Source organism: Devosia sp. FJ2-5-3 (assembly GCF_029201545.1).
In the GTDB taxonomy this organism is placed as follows: Bacteria; Pseudomonadota; Alphaproteobacteria; order Rhizobiales; family Devosiaceae; genus Devosia.
This window is the reverse complement of the sequence record NZ_CP104007.1, coordinates 1,526,737-1,546,008: the sequence shown is the minus strand read 5'-3', so window position 1 is coordinate 1,546,008 and position 19,272 is coordinate 1,526,737. Positions and strand designations below refer to the sequence as shown.

The following is a 19,272-nucleotide window of genomic DNA, read 5'->3' as shown; positions in this document are numbered from 1 at the left end:
ACCATGCCGAACCGTAAGCCGCAAGTTCTCTATATCGACGACGATCCAGGCCTTGCCCGTTTGTTGCAAAGGGCTCTGGAACGGCGCGGCTATGAGTTTGAGCACGCAAGCAGTGGCGAGGCAGGGCTCGAGATCATTCGCCGCGGCGGCATCGATGTTGTCACGCTCGACCACTATCTGCCCACGGGAACCGGCCTCGACATACTCGAGAAGATGACCGATCTCGAGGATAAACCGGCCGTGGTCTACGTGACCGGATCGGCCGAAACCGCGATTGCGGTTGCGGCGCTCAAGGCCGGCGCGACCGATTTCGTGCCCAAGACGCTGTCGGAAGAGTTCATGGAACTGCTTCTGTCAGCGATAGACCACGCCGTCGATCATGTGCGGCTGGTGCGCGCCAAGGCCAAGGCCGAGCGCGAGGTCCATGAGGCTCGCGAGCGCGCCGAAATGTTGCTCGGCGAGGTCAATCACCGCGTGGCCAATTCGCTGGCAATGGTCGCGGCCCTCGTTGGACTGCAGTCCAACGCCGTGTCCGACCCCGAGGCCAAGCGCGCGCTGTCGGAAACCCAGGCCCGCATCCATGCGATTGCCGGCGTCCATCGCCATCTCTACTCCGCAGAGGACGTCCATTCGGTCGAGATCTCCGACTATATCAAGAGCCTGGCCTGCGAGCTGGGAACCTCAATGCAATCGGAAGGGCAGACGGCCGAACTCAAGGTCAAGGTCGAGAGCTTCCACCTGCCGACCGAGAAAGTGGCATGGCTGGGCGTCATCCTCACCGAGCTTGTCACCAATGCGCTGAAATACGCCTATGCCGGACGCGAACTCGGGGAAGTGCGCGTGGCCATGGCCCAGCAGGATGGAATGGCAAAGCTCCTGGTCGAAGATGATGGTGTCGGCTGGACCGGCCAGGGCGTGCCGCAGGGTACGGGCCTTGGAAGCCGCATCGTCAAGGCCATGGCCCACAGCCTGGCGGCCGACGTGTCCTACGACCAGGCAGGACCTGGGACGCGCGTGACGGTGACGTTCCCCATCTAGAGCGCTTCCCGGAAAAGTGGACACCACTTTTCCGGTTCGGAAGCGCAACGAAATAGGGACTTAGAGTGGTCTCATCGCGTTGCCGACGCGGTGAATGACCTAATCAACAAAAAACAATTGCGGCCGGTCGATGAACCGGCCGCAACTCATGTCTGGACTTAGGAGACGCCGAGGCGCGTCGAAACCGGACGCAGCGAACGCATCTCTTCATCGGTCAGCGCCCGGTCGCCCCGGCCGTCGCGAATGCGGGTGGGCAGGCCCATCCGGTTGAGCAGGCTGATGAACGGCACTGGCGGCAATTCCTCGACATTGACCATGTGGTGGCAATCCCACTCGCCCTTGGCGATGAGGATGGCCGCGGCCACGGCCGGCACGCCGGCCGTATAGGAAATGGCCTGGCTACCGGTTTCGGCGAAGGTTTCTTCGTGGTCGCAGATGTTGTAGATCAACACCTCCGACGCCACCCCGCCCCGCATTCCCTTGACGAGGTCGCCGATAAAGGTCTTGCCGGCATAGTCGGGCGCCAGAGAGGCCGGATCGGGCAGAACGGCCTTGACCACCTTGAGCGGCACCACTTCCTGCCCTTCGGCGGTGACAACCGGCTCGTTCGAGAGGAGGCCGAGATTGTTCAACACCGTAAAGACATTGATGTAGTGCTCGCCAAAGCCCATCCAGAACCGGATATCCGGCACGTCCAGATTGGCCGAGAGCGAATGCAGCTCGTCATGCCCAGTCAGATAGGTCTTGTGCGATCCAACCACCGGCAACTCGTCAGTGCGGCTGACCTCGAACATCTTGTTCGCCGTCCACTGGCTCTGCTGCCAGCTCCACACCGTACCGGTAAATTCGCGGAAATTGATCTCGGGATCGAAATTGGTCGCGAAATAGCGGCCATGGCTGCCCGCATTCACGTCGATGATATCGATACTGTCGATGCTGTCGAAATAGTGCTCCGCAGCCAGCGCCGCATAGGCGTTGACGACACCAGGGTCGAACCCTGCGCCGAGAATGGCGGTGATGCCCTTGCGCTCGCACTCCTCGCGATGCTTCCACTCATAGTTCCCGTACCAGGGCGGCGTCTCGCACACCTTGGCAGGATCTTCGTGAATGGCCGTGTCGATATAGGCGGCGCCCGTCTCGATGGCGGCCCGCAGCACGGACATGTTGAGGAAGGCCGAACCGGCATTGATGACGATCTGGCTTTTGGTGCGGCGGATGAGCGCCTTGGTGGCCTCGACATCCATTGCGTCGAGCTGGTGAGCGGCAAGCAGCCCAGGACGCTTCAGCGCCTTTTTCTCGAGCACGCCGGCGATGATCGCCTGGCATTTGTCGAGAGTTCGCGAAGCGATGTTGATGTCCCCGAGCACGTCGTTGTGCATTGCAGCCTTAACGGCTGCGACCTGCGCGACACCTCCGGCACCGATGATCAGTACGTTTTTCTTCAATTGACACGAAACACCTTATTGGTGGTTGACGATATCAGCCCCTCTCAGGAGAGGCTGGCGACGTAGTCCGTATAGCCGAATTCCCGGATAAGATCGACCGCACCATTCTTTCGGCGGATGGCTATAGAGGGCATGGCCACGCCGTTGAACCAGTTCTTCTTGACCATCGTGTACCCGCCGGCATTGAGGAACGCTATGCGATCGCCCACTTCCAGCGGCTTTTCGAAGTCAAATTCACCGAAAACATCACCTGCAAGGCAGGATTTTCCGGCAATCATGTAGCGATGCCCGCCCGTATTGGGCGCAACAGAGGCGCTCTCCCGATAGACCAGCAGGTCCAGCATATGGGCCTCCACCGCACTATCGACAATGGCGACGGCCTTGCCGTTCTCGATGACGTCGAGCACACTGACCTCGAGCGTCGTCGTATCGGTCACCACCGTATCGCCGGGCTCGAGATAGACCTGCACATCGAATCGCTCGGCAAAGCGGCGCAATCTTTCGGCAAGCTGGTCGATCGGATAGCCGTCCCTGGTGAAGTGGATGCCACCGCCAAGGCTCACCCAATCGAGACGGGAGAGGAAACCACCAAGCTTTTCTTCGATGCGATCGAGCAAATCGGAGAACGCCTCCTCCGAGTCATTCTCGCAATTGCAGTGGATCATGAAGCCTGACACCTGGTCCATGACCGCCTCGATCCGCGCCGCATCCCACTCGCCAAGGCGACTGAACGGACGCGCCGGATCGGCAAGATCGAAATGGGAGTGGCTGACGCCTGGATTGACCCTCAGGCCGATGGCGAGGTGCCGCGCCTTGTCGGCGAAGCGCTCGAGCTGGTTGGCCGAGTTGAAGATGATCTTGTCGGCATTGGCGATCGCTTCGTCGATTTCGTCGTCCGACCAGGCAACCGAATAGGCATGCGTCTCGCCGGCAAATTTCTCACGGCCGAGCCGCACTTCGTTGAGCGAGGACGAGGTCGTCCCGTCCATGTGCGGAGCGATCTGCTCGAATGTCGACCAGGTGGCAAAACACTTGAGCGCAAGCAGGCATTTCGCGCCCGAGGCGGCGCGCAGTTGATCGATCCGCGCCAGATTGCGTTCAAGCAGGGTTTCGTCGATCAGGTAATAAGGTGTTGTCAGGGGCATCGCGCGCAGAACTCCAACAGGCGTCATGTCCCCGCCACGTCAGGCGGAAAATGGGAAGGCCAGCCCTTACCGGCATGTGGCGCCAATCGCAAGCGATGCCCCGCATTTGAGGCATGCACGCAAGGGTTTCTGGAGCGCAAAAACGCAAAAACCCCCGGCGATATTCCGGGGGCCTTCAAATTCAAACCAGACAGAAGACGGATTAGTCTTCCTTGGTGTTGGAAAGGGTCTCGACCTTGCAGAGGACCTGATCCTTGAACGCGCAGTTCTGGACGGTCTGGGCAAATGCCGGTGCGGCAATGCTGGAAACGACGATTGCTGCGAGGGCGGCTGCTGCGAGCTTCTTCATGGTGAATTCCTTTTCTCGAGATGACGCGCCACAGATGTCTGGCGGAGATTGCGCCAGCATTGCACCACCCATGCTCCAGCCGCAGGCCTGCACGGCAGGCCATGCAGATCACGGAAATTTCAGCGCAATGTCAGGATTTTGGCGAATTGCAGCGCATGCGGCGACGCGCCTTCGGGGCGCGCAACGCCCGTGGGTGAATGCCTTCCAGGGTTTGGGAGGGTCAAGAGCCAGTTGACCTATAAGCCGGGTTCTGTAGGGCCGCTTGCGCGACGTGGTGACCATTCATCTGTGGCCCCTGTTACCAGGGCACTCGTGCAACCAACCCGGACGACATGGCCTCGAAACAGGCTGGGTTTCCCCGCGTCATCCCTATTTGGTCTTGCTCCCGGTGGGGTTTACCGTGCGGCCCCTGTTGCCAGGCGCCCGGTGCGCTCTTACCGCACCCTTTCACCCTTACCGATCCGAAGATCGGCGGTTTGCTTTCTGTGGCACTTTCCCTGGGGTCGCCCCCGGCGGCTGTTAGCCGTCACCGTGTTCCGATGGAGCCCGGACTTTCCTCTGGCAGAGGGTTACCCCACTGCCAGCGGCCACCCGGTCAACTGGCCGGCGTCTTGTGCGGGACGCCGCGTTTGCAGTCAAGTGAGCAATGGTTGCGCCTTGGGCTTTGTAATCGCCTGATAGGCCAGATTGATTGCCGACATCCGGGCGGTGGCGACATCGATCAGTTCTTCGGGCACGCCCTTGGCAATCAGCCGGTCCGGATGATGCTCGGCCACCAGCAGGCGATAGACCCGGCGCACTTCTTCGGGGGGCGCATCGTGGGTCAGACCGAGAACCATATAGGGATCGACGCTCTCGTCGAGCATGACGTGCTGAGCCGCGATCTGCTCGAAACGCACTTCGTCGAAGCCGAAGATGGCACTGACCGAGCGCAGGTAATCGAGCTCTGCCTCATGCACCATGCCGTCTGCCGTGGCGATGAAGAACAGCCCATCAAGGACATGCTCGAGTGTTTCGGGCGCATCGGCGAAAAAGCGCGCCACCTTGCGGGCATAGGCGTCGTATCCGGCGACATCCTGCTGGGCGAGGTTGAACAGGCGTTCGATCTGGGGCTCCTGCCCCTTGGCGATCTCGACGGTGGCGTTGAAGGCGCGCACTTCCGATGCCGTCACCGCGCCATCGGCCATGGCCATCTTGGCCGACAGCGCGATCAGCGCCAGCGTGAATGCGGCCTCGCGGCCACCCGGCAACCAATTGTCGGGATCGAGAATATTGGCGATGTGTCCGGCCACGCCGGTGCGGCGCGAGAAGGACCCGAGAAAGCGGGCGAGCCGTTCGCGAATATCGCGATTCTCTTCCGCCTTGCGTACGCAGCACAGCATTTGTCCGCCTTTCCGCCCCGTCGCGCCACTGGGCGACCTGCCAGTCATACTAGCGGTTGTGGTCTGAACGGTCCATGCCTCTAAATGGTGGCAGCCATGCGCTTAGAGCGCTTCCAGGAAAAGTGGACACCACTTTTCCGGTTCGGAAGCGCGACAAAACAAGGACCTAGAGTGATTTCATCGCGTCAACGACGCGGTGAAATGCTCTAGGGCGCGAAGGGCATGAAGTAGTCATTATCATAAGCCGAGGGGAAGCCCCCGCCGCGACGGTTGCCACGCGGCGCCTCATCGAGCCAGAAGCCTTCGGTTTCATAGGAATTCTCGTTCGGCTGCACCTGATAGACGGCGCTGCTGCCCTGCTGCTGGCGCTGCGCGAGGAAGTCGGACAGCGGACCGGTTTCCCACCCCTCGAGATCGTCGGCCGTGATCACCGGCGACGGCGCGCCCCGGACCGGAGCCGGCTCGTCGACAATCAGGACGGGTGCCTGGGGGACGCTTGCCTGCGGGGCGACAGCCACCCGCGGCCGCATCGATAGCGGCATGGGCACGGGCGCCACCTTGGGCGGCAGTATGGCCACAGTCTCGACCGGAGGCGTCGTTGCTGCCGGCGGACGCGCTTCCGCACTGGACGGCACGGCGGCGACGACCGGAGCGGTCGGCGTGGATGCAGGAACCGCAGCCGGCGGATTGCCGGCCTGAACCGGCGTCGGCACGGCGGCACTCTGTTGCGGTTTATCGGCGACCGACCCGGCATCTCCGCCGGTGATATAGCTGGGCAAGGACTTTCCGGCGTCGATATAGCTCTGAACCGCGTCACCCCCCACGGCGGGCTTGTCGAGCGCCGCGCTCTTTACCGGCGCGACTGCCGCGTTCGACGCAGTCTCGCCGGCCGGTTCGACACTGGCGATTGGCGCGGCAACCGGCGTGCTGTTTCCGGCATCGACCACGCTGGCGCGCGCCATGTCGGTCTCGCTCATCCGGCCAATGAAGAAATCGGCCACGGGCACGCCGACGACGAGCAACGCCCCGGCCCAGGCGAGGCCATTTGTGAGGCGGCGATCAAGTTTCATAGTCAAGGAGCTCCGCTCTGCGTCGCAATATTTTGGGCGTTCAAACCCAGATTGGTGGCCATTTTATGAAGGCCAGCGCGTAGTCTTGGTCTGCCCCGGATGAACCGGGGCTGAACGCGCCCATCAGCTCTCGGAACGACGCCCGAGCAGCCGAGCGAGGGCCAGCACCAGATTGGAGCGATTGAGCGTGTAGAAATGGAATTCGGTGACGCCCTCGTCGAGCAGTTCGGTGACTTGCTCGGCCGCGACCGCCGCCGCCACCAGGGCGTGCGTTTCCGGATCTTCCTCAAGTCCTTCAAAGCGTTCCGCCAGCCAGTCGGGGATCGAAGCGCCGCAGCGCGAGGCAAATCCGGAGATCTGCTTGAAGCTGTGGATGGGCTGGATGCCCGGAACGATCGGCGCGGTGATACCGGCCTTTCGGGCCCGCTCGACGAACCGGAGATAGTCCGAATTGCGGAAAAACATCTGCGTGATCGCACGGTCGGCGCCGGCATCGAGCTTGCGCTTCAAATTATCGATATCGGCATCCCAGTCCGCGCTTTGCGGATGCTTTTCCGGATAGGCGGCGACCGAAATGTCGAAATCGCCGATGCGGCGAATGCCGGCAACGAGATCGGCGGCGTCCCGATATCCATCGGGATGGGGTGTGAACGGATGGCCGACGCCTTCCGGCGGATCGCCACGCAGGGCCACGATGCGATTGACGCCCGCCTGCTTGTACCCCTCAACCACGGCGTCGACTTCGGCGCGGCTGGCGCCAACGCAGGTCAGATGCGCCGCCGCCGGCACACCCGTATCCGTCGTGATCCGGCTGACCATGCGCAGCGTGCGCTCGCGCGTCGTGCCGCCGGCGCCATAGGTGACCGATACGAAGCGCGGCTTGAGCGGCGCCAGCTTGCCGATGCTGTCCCAGAACCGCTCTTCCATCGCGTCGGTCTTGGGCGGGAAGAATTCGAAGGAAAGCTGCAGGTCCGGGCGCTTGTCGGCGGTCAGTCGGCTGGCGCGAAGATTGTCGTCGATCATAATTCTGTTCCGTTATTTGCGGTCGCCGAGGTGCCACAGGCACACTGTCAGCCCGCGATCCGAAGTGTTGCTGGGAAATTCCTGGACGGCGCGCACATCGAGGCCGGCGGCATCCGCCCAGGCATTCATCTGCTCCCTGGAAAGACCAAGCCGCCTATGGGCATGCTCGGTCCGCAGGAATTCGAGGTCATGGGGCGCGAAATCGACGATGAGGATTTCCCCGCCCGGTCGCAGCAGGCGTCTCGCCTGCGCCAGCATGCGGCCCGGATCGTCGAAATAATGCAGCACCTGATGGATGGTGATCACATCGGCCGGGCCGATGGCGGGATCGAGCGCGGCGATATCGCCCAGCCGCACCTGCGCATGCGTCAACCCGGCAGCAGCCAGTCGCGCCCGCGCTACCGCCAACATCTCTCGGCTCGAATCGACGCCGATGCCGCGCCGGAAACGCGGGGCGAGGACTTCGAGCATCCGCCCGGTCCCCGTGCCCAGATCGACCAGCAGATCCGCCACGCGCCCCTCGAGTGTCTCGAGCATGGCCGCTTCAACCGCAGCTTCCGGCACGTGGAGCGTCTTGAGCAGGTCCCAGCTGTCGGCAACCTTGGCGAAATAGGCCCCTGCCCTTGCCTGCTGCGCCGAAAAGATTTCGTCCTGTCGCGCCTTGTCCCGCAGCCGTTCGCCATCGTCATGGGCAAGGCGGGCCACCAGCCAGCGCGCGAGTTCGGCGCCCTTGCCGCTTGGCGCCAGACCGTAATAGGCCCAGGCACCTTCGGCATGGCGCTGCACGAGGCCCGCATCGGCAAGCAGCTTGAGATGGCGCGAAACGCGGGGCTGGCTCTGGTCGAGAATCTCGGTCAAATCCTTGACCGAATGGTCGCCGTCAGCCAGCAATGCGAGGAGGCGCAACCGCGTGCCCTCGCCCGCAGCCTTCAACACGCCCACCAATTCGGTCAAATCGCTCATCGCCCACCTGATATAAAGATATCTTTATATTCGGTGCGGGCGATTGGTCCAGCAGAAATTGTGGCTGGGGAAATCTCAATGCGAGATCTCCCCATTCGCCCCTCAGGCGCGCATGGCGACCCGTGTTTCCGGCGCGGCCGCGCGGCGGCGGAAAGAGTGGGCGCGCCACAGCTCGAAAATGCTCGCCGCCTCTTCATCGTCGAGCGCCGCAAACCGGCTTGCGACCATGGTGCGATCCGCTTCGGTGGGAAGATCGCGCCAAGGCAGCACCGCCACAGTGGCCAGGAAGAGCTCGGCCTCCATCTTGAGCGCCCGCATGGCGACCGTCACAGCCGCGTAGTCCTGGCTGGCCAGCCATTTGACGACGATTTCAGGCGAGACCCGCAGCATCACGGCAAGAGCCGCGGCCGCATGGTGCCCATAGCCGAACCGGGCAAACCGCGTCATGGCCCGCTCATCCAATTGCTTGCGGTCGTGCAGCGCCTTGACCTGGTTATAGGCGACCTTCCACTCCTGGCCGTTAAAGCCGGCCCGGTTTCGGATGCGGTTGTAAACAACGGCATTGACCTTGCCGGCCGTCACCGGATCGAAGCGGCCATCGACCTCGCCCAGGCTCTCGAGCACCTTGCCGGCGACAGAATCGATCTCGCCCCGCAGCGACTTCCAGTCGATCTCGGCGCGATTGCGCAGATCGGCGGCGATTTCGGCATTGGTCTTGGCGCGCTCGACCAGCTTTTCCAGCGTCGAGCGCCCGAACTCCGCGTTCGAATTGCGCACGAGGCGAATGACCGAACTGGTCTCGCCGTGCTCGACGATCGCTTCGCCAACCCGCTCCGGCACCACCGCCCTGCCGGCAATGGCGAGCCTGTGGGCCTCGCTTTGCCTGGCAATGATTTCGATCAGATCGTCATCGCTGAGAACGGTCGAAAACTCCAGCAGCGGCCGGGCGACCTCGATGTCGTCATTGGCCAGCTTGACCACGACGGTGCCTGGCGCCCTTTGCAGCGGTGCCAGGATTTTGGCGACATGGACGCGCGCCTCGACCTCCACCAATTCGGCGAGAAGGCACAGCGCTTCGTCATATTGAGCCACTTGGTCGTCGTCGCAGCGGTCCGACACATAGCTGAAGAGCTTGGCCATGTTGCGGAAGAGCTGATCCCGTTCGGACAGGCTGTCTTCACCGTTCAACACGCGAAAACTCGCAAATGCCCGGCTGCCCTCGTCAAATTCACTCATCAGCCTTCTCCCGGTGACTACCGCAGTCCAGCACCAATCTGGACCGAACTCGCTTGCACCGCCTGAAGGCGCGGGGGGCAATTTGAATAAAGCTCGACCGATCCTGCCCTAAGTCCTGGTCCCCATAGAAAAAAGGCTCCGGGAAAACCCGGAGCCTTCTCTCAACTCTCTTGCAATCGATCAGACGAGATCGAAGCGATCGGCGTTCATCACCTTGGTCCAGGCGGCGACGAAGTCCCGGGCGAACTTTTCGCCCGCATCGGCCTGGCCATAGACTTCGGCCATGGCACGCAGCTGGCTGTGCGAACCGAAGATGAGGTCGGCGCGGGTTGCGGTCCAGCGGGCTTCGCCGGTGACCCGGTCCGTGCCCTGGTAGACGCCGTCGCCGGCCGGCTTCCACTGCGTTGCCATATCCAGAAGATTGACGAAGAAGTCGTTCGTCAGCTGTTCCGGACGATTGGTGAACACGCCATGGTCATTGACGCCCGCCTTGAGCACGCGCAGGCCGCCGACCAGCACCGTCATCTCCGGAGCCGACAGGCCGAGAAGCTGGGCCTTGTCGACCAGCGCAGCTTCAGCCGACAGGCGGTGCGGACGATAATAGTTGCGGAAGCCATCGGCGATCGGCTCCAGCCACTTGAACGAATCCGCGTCGGTCTGTTCGGCAGACGCATCGACGCGACCCGGCGTGAACGGAACTTCGACCACCACCCCGGCATCGAGCGCTGCGCGCTCAACCGCGACAGTGCCCGCCAGCACGATGACATCGGCCAGCGACACCTTCTTGGTGCCGGTCTGGGCGCTGTTGAACGCGGTCTGGATGCCTTCGAGCACTTCCAGCACGCGAGTCAGCTGCTCGGGCTTGTTCACCTCCCAATTGCGCTGCGGCGACAGACGCACGCGGGCACCATTGGCGCCACCGCGCATATCGGAGAAGCGATAGGTCGAGGCGGATGCCCAGGCCGTCGACACCAGCTCCGCAACCGAAAGGCCCGAAGCCAAGATCTTGCCCTTGAGGATGGCGATATCGGCGTCGTCGATGACAGCGAAGTCGCGAGCCGGCAGCGGATCCTGCCAGATCAGGTCTTCGGCCGGTGCCTCGGGACCGAGATAGCGGGCCTTGGGACCCATGTCGCGGTGCGTCAGCTTGAACCAGGCACGGGCAAACGCGTCGGCGAACTCGTCCGGGTTCTCGAGGAAGCGGCGGGCGATCTTTTCGTAATTGGGGTCGACCCGCAGGGCGATGTCCGAGGTCAGCATGGCCGGCGCATGACGCTTGTCGGCGTGGTGCGCATCGGGAACCGTATTGGCGCCCATGCCGTGCTTGGGAATCCACTGATGTGCGCCGGCCGGGGACTTGGTCAGCTCCCACTCATAGCCGAACAGATTCCAGAGGAAGTTGTTGCTCCACTTGGTCGGCGTCGTCGTCCAGGTCACTTCGAGGCCCGACCCGATGGTGTCGGCGCCCTTGCCGGTGCCAAACTTGTTGTCCCAGCCCAGGCCCTGCGCCTCAAGCCCTGCCGCTTCCGGCTCCGCGCCCACATTGTCGGCGGGACCGGCACCATGGGTCTTGCCGAATGTGTGGCCACCCGCGATCAGCGCTACGGTCTCGTAGTCGTTCATCGCCATGCGGGCAAAGGTGTCGCGAATGTCGCGCGCCGAGGCGAGCGGGTCGGGATTGCCGGCCGGGCCCTCGGGGTTCACATAGATGAGGCCCATCTGCACGGCCGCCAGCGCGCTATCGAGCTCGCGCTCGCCCTGGTAGCGCTCGGCGTCCGAGAGCCATTCGCCTTCCTGGCCCCAATAGATATCGAGCTCGGGCACCCAGGTGTCGACGCGGCCACCGGCAAAACCAAAAGTCTTGAAGCCCATGGATTCGAGCGCGACGTTGCCGGTCAGGATGAAGAGGTCAGCCCAGGAAATGCGGTTGCCGAATTTCTTCTTGATCGGCCAGAGCAGGCGACGCGCCTTGTCGAGATTGACGTTATCGGGCCAGGAATTGAGCGGGGCGAAACGCTGCTGTCCCGCGCCGCCACCGCCACGACCGTCCTGCACGCGATAAGTGCCGGCCGAGTGCCAGGCCATGCGGACCATGAGCGGACCGTAATGGCCGAAGTCAGCCGGCCACCAGTCCTGCGAATCCGTCATCAGCGCACGCAGATCGGCCTTGAGGCCCTCATAGTCGAGCTTCTTGAACTCTTCGGCATAGTTGAATGCCGCGCCCAGCGGATTGGCCTGGGCGGAATGCTGATGCAATACCGAGATATCGAGCTGGTTGGGCCACCAGTCGCGATTGGACCGAGCGGACTTGGCACCATGATCAACGGGGCACTTGCCGGCCGGAGCGTCGGAGGCAGGAGCGGGATTGATAATGTCGTTCATGTGGGCACCCTTTTCTTGTTGAGGGCGTTATAGGGGGCTGGCACTCATAAGGCCAATCGATTATTCATTCCCCACCGATAAGGTGAACTTATCTTGCCAATCACGATCAAACAGATGCGATACGCCCTCGCCGTCGCGCGCGCCGGCCATTTCGGTCGCGCCGCCGAAGCCTGTGCCGTATCCCAGCCGGCGCTGTCCCAGCAAATTCTTGCCCTCGAGCAAATTTGCGGCACGGCGCTCTTTGATCGGGGCAAGGCGGGCGTCCGTCTTACCCCCTTTGGCCGGGAGTTCGTGGCGCTGGCCGAGGCTTCGGTCGAAGCCGCCGACAAGCTCAATAATTTTGCTCTCGGCCATGGCGGCAGGCCCGATCGACCACTGCGCTTCGGCCTCATCCCGACCGTGGCGCCCTATCTCCTGCCCAAGATTTTTCCCGCGCTGATCGCCGATCTCCCGGACATGCGCTTTGCCATCAGCGAGAGCCGCACGGAGACGCTGCTGGACGGGCTCGAGGATGGCTCGATCGACATCGCCCTTATCGCCACCGAGCCGCCGCGCACCGGCCCCCGCCTCGTCAGCGCACCGCTGTTCGAGGACGCCTTCGTGCTCGCCACGCAGCGCGGGGAAGCCAGCGCGGATCCGGTGTCGCTGACACAGATACCGCCCGAACGCATTCTCCTGCTCGATGAGGGCCATTGCTTTCGCGACCAGGCAATCTCGGCCTGTCGCCTCGACGACGATCGCAATAGCCGCACCTTTGCCGCGACCTCCCTCTCCACCATCGTCCAGTTCGTGGCCAATGGGCAGGGTGTCACCCTGCTGCCCGAGATCGCAATCGACAAGGAAGGCAGCGACCCCCGCATCGCCATCCATCGCCTCGACGACCCGAGTGCGGGCCGCCAATTGCGCCTCGTCTGGCGGGAGGCCACCCCATATGGCAGGATTTTTCAGCAAATCGCCGAAATTGTGCGCACCACGCAGCACGTCGAGAGCGGCGAACCGGCCTAGCATTTTCGCAATAGGATCGGGGCGGCCATTGAACTGGTGTCCGGTCACCCCAACCTTTTCATCAGTAGGACGTTTGGCTCTCGATGACCGTGGCGCAAATGCTGCGGTCGGGTCCGTCCCAACTGAGGAGAAGCAGATGAAAAAGCCCATTACCTGGATCCTGATCGCCAACGGCACCCAGGCACGCATCCTGGAGCACAATGGCCCCGGAAAAGGGCTTACCAGCATCAGCGGCCTTGAATGGTCCATCGCTCCCCTCCAGAGCCAGGACATCAACACCGACAAGCCAGGACGCGGCTTTTCCTCGGCGGGCGCCGGCCGCAGCGCCATGGAACCGCGCACCGATGCCGCCGAGCACCGCGAGGCCGAATTTGTGCGCTCGGTCGCACAGGAACTCGACCGCAAGGCGCTCGATGGTGCCTTCGACCGGCTGGTGATCGCCGCGGCGCCGATTGCCCTGGGCAATTTCCGCAAGCAATTGTCCGATCACTCCAAGAAACTGGTCCTGGCGGAACTCGACAAGGATTTGACCAACCTGCCCACGCCGCAGTTGAACAAGCATTTTGACGGCATTATCGCGGTCTGAATGAAGACGGCCCGGCGCCCCCTCCAGGAGCGCCGGGCCACATCCAAAAACCGTGCTAAATCAAGATATTGCGCGGAAAATCTGACTCAATTCGCGCAGGAACTGATTCAGTGCATCAGCGCCTTGAATCACTTCTTCCGCTGCGCCGCCTATCCTATTCCTCGTCGTCCTCATCATCATCGTCCTCGTCGCCGGTGAAGGCATCGAGGAATTCTTCGAGCATGCGGTTGATGAGGTCGGGTCGCTCGATGCTGGGGATGTGCGCGACGCCTTCCAGCACCACGGCAAAGGCATTGGGCATGGTCTCCGAGAGGTGCTCATGCCGGTCCACCAGCGCGGTGAAATCCTGGTCGCCGACGATCAGCAGCGACGGGCTATTCACTTCGCCAACGCGCGGCCACGCCGGCTCCCGCTCTTCTTCCTGGCTCAATGCCGGCTTCGCGAGCGCTTTGGCGTTCATGTCGAGAAACAGGGCGCGCGCCTCCCCGCCCACCCTGCCGCTCTGCGCCCTTGGCCCATCGAGCCATTCATGGGCCTGCACGCGATTCATCAGCTCGAGGTCGCCCCGCTCCCAGGCGTCCTCCTCGGCCATTTCGATAGACTGCTCCACCTGCGTGGCAGACCACGGCGCGCCGGTCACCGATGTACCGATCAGCACGAGCCCGATCACCCGCCCGGGATGGCGCAGCGCAAAATCGAGCGCCAGTCCTCCGCCCAGCGAACAGCCCACGAAAATGGCCGCATGGACATCGAGCGCCTCGAGCACCGCTTCGAGGTCATCAAGGTGGCTGAACCTTTCATCGGGGCTCATCGCATCGCCATAGCCGCGCCGGTCATAGGCAATGGCGCGCCAGCCGGCATCGGCCACCATCTCCATCTGGTGGGTCCACATGCGGTGGTCGCACACGCCGGCATGGAGGAACACGACGGGAAGCCCCTCGCCGAGTTCCACCCCGGGCAGAACCGCCCCACCGACTTCTATGGCAAATGGTTGGCCTGACATGAGCAAGGCTCCGCTTGAATGAGGACTTTTGCCGGTCTGCCGCCTATTGCTGCACCATGGCGCAGAAACGGATCTCGTCGCGGCCACCGAACCAGCAGCCGGGCTCCCCCTCCACTGGCGCGAATACCCCGAGCTCCACCGGCAATTGGCCCGGCTTTGGCTCAGCCGCTATCCGGTAGCCCTGGCCCGAATTGTCCGCGGTAAGCGCAAAGGCAAACACCTGGCCGTCGGGGAGCGAGAATGTCAGCCCGCCGCCATCGACGACCACGTCGCAGGCAAAGCTGTCATAGCCCGTCATGTCGCACAGCCCGGGCGCTGCCCCGGCCGGCGCGGCGAGGACAAGGCCGCCGAGCAGCGCCGCCCCCGTCAAATACCTCTTCATCCATTCCCCCAAACGAAAAACCTTGAAGGGCGCAGGCCCTTATCGAGGTCCAGCATATTGCATAAACCCCAGCAAACCCAACGGGTTTTCGCGCTGTTCTGGCGGATTGGTAAAGGAGCGACGGGGGAGAAATGCGGATCCTTGGCCCCCAAACCTCGCATGCGATCCGGCGCAGCCGGCTTTCCACCCGGCGACGTCGGGGCAGCCTTCGGCAATGGGGACGTTTCCGGCCCCGATTGCCCAAACAAAAACCGGCCCCGACAGTGTCGGGACCGGCCACAATTTGGATTGGAGCCTGATAAGCCTAGCGCGTCAGCGGCTTGTAGGTTGCGCGCTTGGGGTTGACGGCGTCCGCGCCGAGGCGACGAACCTTGTCGGCCTCGTAGTCCTGGAAATTGCCTTCGAACCATTCCACGTGGCTGTCGCCTTCAAAGGCCAGCATGTGGGTCGCCAGACGATCGAGGAACATGCGATCGTGGCTGATGATCACGGCGCAACCGGCGAATTCCTCCAGCGCCTCTTCGAGGGCTGCAAGCGTTTCGGTGTCGAGATCGTTGGTCGGTTCGTCGAGGAGGAGAACGTTCGAGCCGGCCTTGAGCATCTTGGCCAGGTGCACGCGGTTACGTTGGCCACCCGAAAGATTGCCGACCTTCTGCTGCTGGTCCCCGCCCTTGAAGTTGAAGGTCGAAGTATAGGCGCGGCTGTTCATTTCGCGCTTGCCCAGCATCAGGATGTCGTCGCCACCCGAGATTTCTTCCCAGACGGTCTTGTTAGCTGCGAGCGTATCGCGGCTTTGGTCGACATAGCCCAGGTGCACGTTCTCGGCGACGGTGATGGTGCCGGAGTCAGGCTTTTCCTGTCCGGTCAGCATCTTGAACAGCGTGGTCTTGCCGGCGCCGTTCGGCCCGATAATGCCCACAATGCCGCCGGGCGGCAGCTTGAAGCTGAGATTGTCGATCAGGAGGCGATCGCCGAACGACTTGGAGATCCCCTCCACATCGATGACGTTATGGCCGAGGCGTTCGCCCGGCGGAATGATGATCTGGGCGGTATGCGACATGGTGCGGGCGTCGTTGAGCTTGACCAGTTCGTCATACGCCTTGATACGCGCCTTGGACTTGGACTGGCGCGCCTGTGGCGACATGCCCATCCATTCCTTTTCGCGTTCCAGCACCTTGGCGCGGGCGGCGTCTTCGCTCTTTTCCTGCGCGAAGCGCTTGGCCTTGGCGTCGAGATAGGCCGAGTAATTGCCTTCGTAGGGCACGCCGCGGCCGCGGTCGAGCTCGAGGATCCAGCCGGTGACGTTGTCGAGGAAGTAGCGATCGTGGGTGATGATCAGCACGGCGCCTTCGAATTCGCGCAAGTGCCGTTCGAGCCACGCCGTCGTCTCGGCGTCGAGATGGTTGGTCGGTTCGTCGAGCAGCAGCAGATCGGGCTTGCTGAGCAGCAGCGCGCAGAGCGCGACGCGGCGCTTTTCACCACCCGAGAGGTTGTCGACCGCGGAATCGCCCGGAGGGCAGCCCAGCGCTTCCATGGCCACTTCGACCTGGCTTTCCAGATCCCAGAGGTTCTGGCTGTCGATGACGTCCTGCAGCTTGGCCGCCTCATCGGCGGTCTCGTCCGAATAGTCCATCATCAGCTCGTTGTAGCGATCGATGACGGCCTTCTTCTCCTTGACGCCGAGCATCACATTGCCCAGCACGTCGAGGTTTGGATCGAGCTGCGGCTCCTGCGCCAGATAGCCGATCTTGGCGCCATCGGCGGCCCAGGCCTCTCCGGTGAACTCGGTGTCGATGCCGGCCATGATCTTGAGCAAGGTCGACTTACCGGAGCCATTCGGGCCCAGAATGCCGATCTTGGCGTCGGGGTAGAAGGAGAGATGGATATTATCCAGCACCTTCTTGCCGCCGGCATAGGCCTTACTCATTCCGTGCATGTGATAAATGAACTGGCGCGCCATGTGCCGGGAAACCTCTCAGAAAAAACCAGGGAATTTGACGCCTATGTAGGCCAAGCGCGCAGGCGGGGCAACCGGTCCCCACGTCGCGGGGGAACCAAGTCATCACGGGCATGTTATTCCCTGACCTCGGGGGCTCACATGTCTGACTTCACAGTTCCACCGACCTTCACGCGACGCCGTCCCAGCACCTTCGAGAGCGTGGCCACCTTCGCCATCATCGCCGCCCTGCTCTATTTCGGGGCCGGCATTTTCGTGCCCCTGGTGCTGGCGACCCTGCTCGCCTTTGCGCTCAATCCGCTCGTCAGCTGGATGAACCGTCGGCTCGGCCTGCCCGACGCCGTCGCCGTCATCCTCGCCGTCATCATCGCCATTGCCGCGCTGGCCAGCTTCGTCTTCTTCGCCGGCATTCAGATTGCCGGCCTCGCCCAGGAATTGCCGGGCTATCGCCAGACCATCCTGACCAAGATTTCGGGCCTCCAGGAACAGTTTGGTGGCCTCGTCTGGCTCGATCAGATCAACAATATGATCGCCAGCGTCGGAAACGGCCTGGGCGGCGACGAGCCCCTGCAACCCGGCCAGGTGCGCCCCGTTCCCGTCACCATATCAAACGAGCTGGGTCCTCTTAACCTGCTCGGTTCGGTGATGGGGTCCATCATCGGACCCGTCGCCACTATCGCGATCGTCACCGTCTTCCTCATCTTCCTGCTGTTCGGCCGCGCCGATCTGCAGGACCGCTTCATTCGGCTGGTAAGCGCGGGGCGCTATTCGCTGACCAATCTGGCAATCACCGACGCCAGCCATCGCGTCGGCCGCTATCTCATCGTCCAGCTGATGGTGAACATCACCTATGGCATTATTTTCGGCACGGGCCTCTGGTTCATCGGCGTGCCCAGCGCCCCGCTCTGGGGCCTGCTCATCGTGCTCTTCCGCTATATCCCCTTCGTCGGGGCGCTGATCATCGCCGTCCTGCCCTTTGCGCTGGCCTTCGCCATCGACCCCGGCTGGAACATGCTGCTGATGTCGGTGGGTCTGTTCCTCGTCATCGACCTGACCACCGCCAATGTCATCGAGCCCCGCCTCTACGGCACCAGCACCGGCGTGTCGCCGATCGCCATCCTGCTTTCGGCCATGTTCTGGGCGACGCTCTGGGGACCCGTGGGACTGATCCTTGCGACCCCCATGACGGTCTGCCTCGTCGTCATCGGCCGTCATCTGCCCCAGTTCCGTTTTCTCGAAACCCTCCTTGGCAGCGAGCCCGTCCTCTCCCCCGCCGAGCGGCTTTACCAGCGCATGCTCAAGGGCGATGCCGAGGAAGCGATCCAGATCAGCGAAGACTATCTGGAGGAACACGGTCAAAAGGAACTGGTCAGCGACGTCATGCTCGGGGCCCTGCGTCTGGGCACGATCGAGCTCTCGGATCGGCCCGAATCCCTGCCCCAGCGGCGCCAGCTGATCACCTCCTTCGAGGCCGTGCTGGACACGGTCCTGGCCCGGAAATGGTCCGACGGAGAGCCCATACTCCTTGTCGGCGGGCGCACGGAAATCGACGAGGCAGCCGCGCGGCTCGTGGGCGTTCAACTGGCCGGCGAAGATGTGGCCGCCAGCATTGTGCCCCCCGGCGCCATACGCCAGGAAGCCATCGGGCGGCTGAACCTCGACCCGGTCCACGCCATGGTCCTGGTCTTCACCGGCAGCGACGTCCGCGCGCAGTGCCGTTACGTCGCCCGCCGGGTCCGGCGCATGGCGCCGAACACCATCATTGCCGCCGTCCTCTTCAACCCGCTCACCGCCGAAGAGACTGCCGAGACGCTCCATGTCGACATCGTCTACCGCGACATCAGCAGTGTCTGCGAGGGCATTGTCGAATTACGGACACCTGATCAGTCCACCCCGATGAGCAGGGACCGGCAGCCCTTTGCCGGCCTCGGCCGCGGCGACGACGAACTGGGGCGCGCTCTCGACGATATCGCCGAGCGTTTCGGCGTGCCGGCCGCGGTCATCAACCTCATCGACGACGACCGGCATCTCGAGGATTTCGACGCCGTCAAGCTGACCCAGCTCACCATCGATAGCGAGGCTCCGCTGATCGTCCACACCAACGCCCAGGACGAGCGTATCGGCGACAATTCCTATCTCCTGACCAATGGCATCGACTTCTATGCCAGCGTGCCCCTGGTGCTCGCCGATGGCCGCAAGATCGGCGCGCTGGCGCTGATCGATTACGAGCCCCACGCCTTCACCCTCGAGGACGCGGAGCGCCTTGCCGGGGAAGCCGCCGCCCTTGTCGAACGCTTCGGCTAGGC

General features: G+C 63.0%; 16 protein-coding genes and 1 other RNA gene. 4 read left to right on the top strand and 13 right to left on the bottom strand.

Annotation, left to right across the window (positions count from 1 at the left end):
* Positions 1 to 3 precede the first annotated feature (3 nt).
* Positions 4 to 1,038 (top strand): response regulator, encoded by a 1,035-nt coding sequence (locus N0P34_RS07410; RefSeq protein WP_275606377.1) that lies wholly within the window; start codon positions 4 to 6, stop codon positions 1,036 to 1,038.
* Between the two features lie 158 nt (positions 1,039 to 1,196).
* Here N0P34_RS07410 and N0P34_RS07405 read toward each other — a convergent pair whose 3' ends face one another.
* From N0P34_RS07405 to katG, 10 genes are all read right to left on the bottom strand, one after another.
* Entirely contained in the window at positions 1,197 to 2,483 is a 1,287-nt protein-coding gene (locus N0P34_RS07405; protein WP_275606376.1) for a saccharopine dehydrogenase family protein, read from the bottom strand.
* Positions 2,484 to 2,527: 44 nt separating this feature from the next.
* Positions 2,528 to 3,628: a carboxynorspermidine decarboxylase gene (gene nspC, locus N0P34_RS07400; RefSeq protein ID WP_275606375.1), complete on the bottom strand. Its 1,101-nt coding sequence runs from the start codon at positions 3,626 to 3,628 to the stop codon at positions 2,528 to 2,530.
* Between the two features lie 202 nt (positions 3,629 to 3,830).
* On the bottom strand, positions 3,831 to 3,977 hold the full coding sequence (locus N0P34_RS07395) for a hypothetical protein (protein ID WP_275606374.1): 147 nt from the start codon (positions 3,975 to 3,977) through the stop codon (positions 3,831 to 3,833).
* 223 nt (positions 3,978 to 4,200) lie between these two features.
* Positions 4,201 to 4,580: RNase P RNA component class A (gene rnpB / locus N0P34_RS07390), an RNA gene on the bottom strand.
* Positions 4,581 to 4,612: 32 nt separating this feature from the next.
* The gene (locus N0P34_RS07385) at positions 4,613 to 5,359 is read right to left on the bottom strand and encodes a DnaJ family molecular chaperone (protein ID WP_275606373.1); all 747 of its coding nucleotides are present in this window, start codon (positions 5,357 to 5,359) and stop codon (positions 4,613 to 4,615) included.
* Between the two features lie 206 nt (positions 5,360 to 5,565).
* Positions 5,566 to 6,429 carry a hypothetical protein gene (locus N0P34_RS07380; RefSeq protein ID WP_275606372.1) on the bottom strand — a complete coding sequence of 288 codons (864 nt, stop codon included), beginning with the start codon at positions 6,427 to 6,429 and terminating at the stop codon, positions 5,566 to 5,568.
* A 123-nt stretch (positions 6,430 to 6,552) separates the two neighbouring features.
* Complete coding sequence (gene metF, locus N0P34_RS07375) at positions 6,553 to 7,452, bottom strand: methylenetetrahydrofolate reductase [NAD(P)H] (protein WP_275606371.1); 900 nt, start codon at positions 7,450 to 7,452, stop codon at positions 6,553 to 6,555.
* A 12-nt stretch (positions 7,453 to 7,464) separates the two neighbouring features.
* Positions 7,465 to 8,415 carry a metalloregulator ArsR/SmtB family transcription factor gene (locus N0P34_RS07370; protein WP_275606370.1) on the bottom strand — a complete coding sequence of 317 codons (951 nt, stop codon included), beginning with the start codon at positions 8,413 to 8,415 and terminating at the stop codon, positions 7,465 to 7,467.
* Positions 8,416 to 8,517: 102 nt separating this feature from the next.
* Positions 8,518 to 9,651: a DUF2336 domain-containing protein gene (locus tag N0P34_RS07365; protein ID WP_275606369.1), complete on the bottom strand. Its 1,134-nt coding sequence runs from the start codon at positions 9,649 to 9,651 to the stop codon at positions 8,518 to 8,520.
* Between the two features lie 180 nt (positions 9,652 to 9,831).
* Positions 9,832 to 12,033, bottom strand: a complete 2,202-nt coding sequence (gene katG, locus N0P34_RS07360; protein WP_275606368.1) for a catalase/peroxidase HPI — start codon at positions 12,031 to 12,033, stop codon at positions 9,832 to 9,834.
* A 114-nt stretch (positions 12,034 to 12,147) separates the two neighbouring features.
* Here katG and N0P34_RS07355 point away from each other — a divergent pair, with 114 nt between their 5' ends.
* Positions 12,148 to 13,038, top strand: coding sequence for a hydrogen peroxide-inducible genes activator (locus tag N0P34_RS07355; RefSeq protein WP_275606367.1), 891 nt, complete (start codon positions 12,148 to 12,150; stop codon positions 13,036 to 13,038).
* A 136-nt stretch (positions 13,039 to 13,174) separates the two neighbouring features.
* Positions 13,175 to 13,624: a host attachment protein gene (locus tag N0P34_RS07350; protein WP_275606366.1), complete on the top strand. Its 450-nt coding sequence runs from the start codon at positions 13,175 to 13,177 to the stop codon at positions 13,622 to 13,624.
* 154 nt (positions 13,625 to 13,778) lie between these two features.
* Here the strand turns inward: N0P34_RS07350 and N0P34_RS07345 are convergent, their stop codons facing one another.
* The 3 genes from N0P34_RS07345 to ettA form a co-directional block, all read right to left on the bottom strand.
* Complete coding sequence (locus tag N0P34_RS07345) at positions 13,779 to 14,627, bottom strand: alpha/beta hydrolase (protein WP_275606365.1); 849 nt, start codon at positions 14,625 to 14,627, stop codon at positions 13,779 to 13,781.
* A 43-nt stretch (positions 14,628 to 14,670) separates the two neighbouring features.
* A complete protein-coding gene (locus N0P34_RS07340) occupies positions 14,671 to 15,009 on the bottom strand; it encodes a hypothetical protein (RefSeq protein ID WP_275606364.1) in 339 nt (112 codons plus the stop codon).
* 304 nt (positions 15,010 to 15,313) lie between these two features.
* Positions 15,314 to 16,969 carry an energy-dependent translational throttle protein EttA gene (gene ettA, locus N0P34_RS07335; RefSeq protein ID WP_275606363.1) on the bottom strand — a complete coding sequence of 552 codons (1,656 nt, stop codon included), beginning with the start codon at positions 16,967 to 16,969 and terminating at the stop codon, positions 15,314 to 15,316.
* A 138-nt stretch (positions 16,970 to 17,107) separates the two neighbouring features.
* On the opposite strand from ettA, the gene N0P34_RS07330 reads away from it, so the two are divergent.
* Complete coding sequence (locus tag N0P34_RS07330) at positions 17,108 to 19,270, top strand: AI-2E family transporter (protein ID WP_275606362.1); 2,163 nt, start codon at positions 17,108 to 17,110, stop codon at positions 19,268 to 19,270.
* Positions 19,271 to 19,272 lie beyond the last annotated feature (2 nt).

What these genes read in the sequence shown, in the direction of transcription:
- N0P34_RS07410 (WP_275606377.1), top strand. Translation starts at nt 4, where the DNA reads ATGCCGAACCGTAAGCCGCAAGTTCTCTATATCGACGACGATCCAGGC.
- nspC (WP_275606375.1), bottom strand. Translation starts at nt 3,628, where the DNA reads ATGCCCCTGACAACACCTTATTACCTGATCGACGAAACCCTGCTTGAA.
- N0P34_RS07395 (WP_275606374.1), bottom strand. Translation starts at nt 3,977, where the DNA reads ATGAAGAAGCTCGCAGCAGCCGCCCTCGCAGCAATCGTCGTTTCCAGC.
- N0P34_RS07385 (WP_275606373.1), bottom strand. Translation starts at nt 5,359, where the DNA reads ATGCTGTGCTGCGTACGCAAGGCGGAAGAGAATCGCGATATTCGCGAA.
- N0P34_RS07380 (WP_275606372.1), bottom strand. Translation starts at nt 6,429, where the DNA reads ATGAAACTTGATCGCCGCCTCACAAATGGCCTCGCCTGGGCCGGGGCG.
- metF (WP_275606371.1), bottom strand. Translation starts at nt 7,452, where the DNA reads ATGATCGACGACAATCTTCGCGCCAGCCGACTGACCGCCGACAAGCGC.
- N0P34_RS07370 (WP_275606370.1), bottom strand. Translation starts at nt 8,415, where the DNA reads ATGAGCGATTTGACCGAATTGGTGGGCGTGTTGAAGGCTGCGGGCGAG.
- N0P34_RS07365 (WP_275606369.1), bottom strand. Translation starts at nt 9,651, where the DNA reads ATGAGTGAATTTGACGAGGGCAGCCGGGCATTTGCGAGTTTTCGCGTG.
- katG (WP_275606368.1), bottom strand. Translation starts at nt 12,033, where the DNA reads ATGAACGACATTATCAATCCCGCTCCTGCCTCCGACGCTCCGGCCGGC.
- N0P34_RS07355 (WP_275606367.1), top strand. Translation starts at nt 12,148, where the DNA reads ATGCGATACGCCCTCGCCGTCGCGCGCGCCGGCCATTTCGGTCGCGCC.
- N0P34_RS07350 (WP_275606366.1), top strand. Translation starts at nt 13,175, where the DNA reads ATGAAAAAGCCCATTACCTGGATCCTGATCGCCAACGGCACCCAGGCA.
- N0P34_RS07345 (WP_275606365.1), bottom strand. Translation starts at nt 14,627, where the DNA reads ATGTCAGGCCAACCATTTGCCATAGAAGTCGGTGGGGCGGTTCTGCCC.
- N0P34_RS07340 (WP_275606364.1), bottom strand. Translation starts at nt 15,009, where the DNA reads ATGAAGAGGTATTTGACGGGGGCGGCGCTGCTCGGCGGCCTTGTCCTC.
- ettA (WP_275606363.1), bottom strand. Translation starts at nt 16,969, where the DNA reads ATGGCGCGCCAGTTCATTTATCACATGCACGGAATGAGTAAGGCCTAT.
- N0P34_RS07330 (WP_275606362.1), top strand. Translation starts at nt 17,108, where the DNA reads ATGTCTGACTTCACAGTTCCACCGACCTTCACGCGACGCCGTCCCAGC.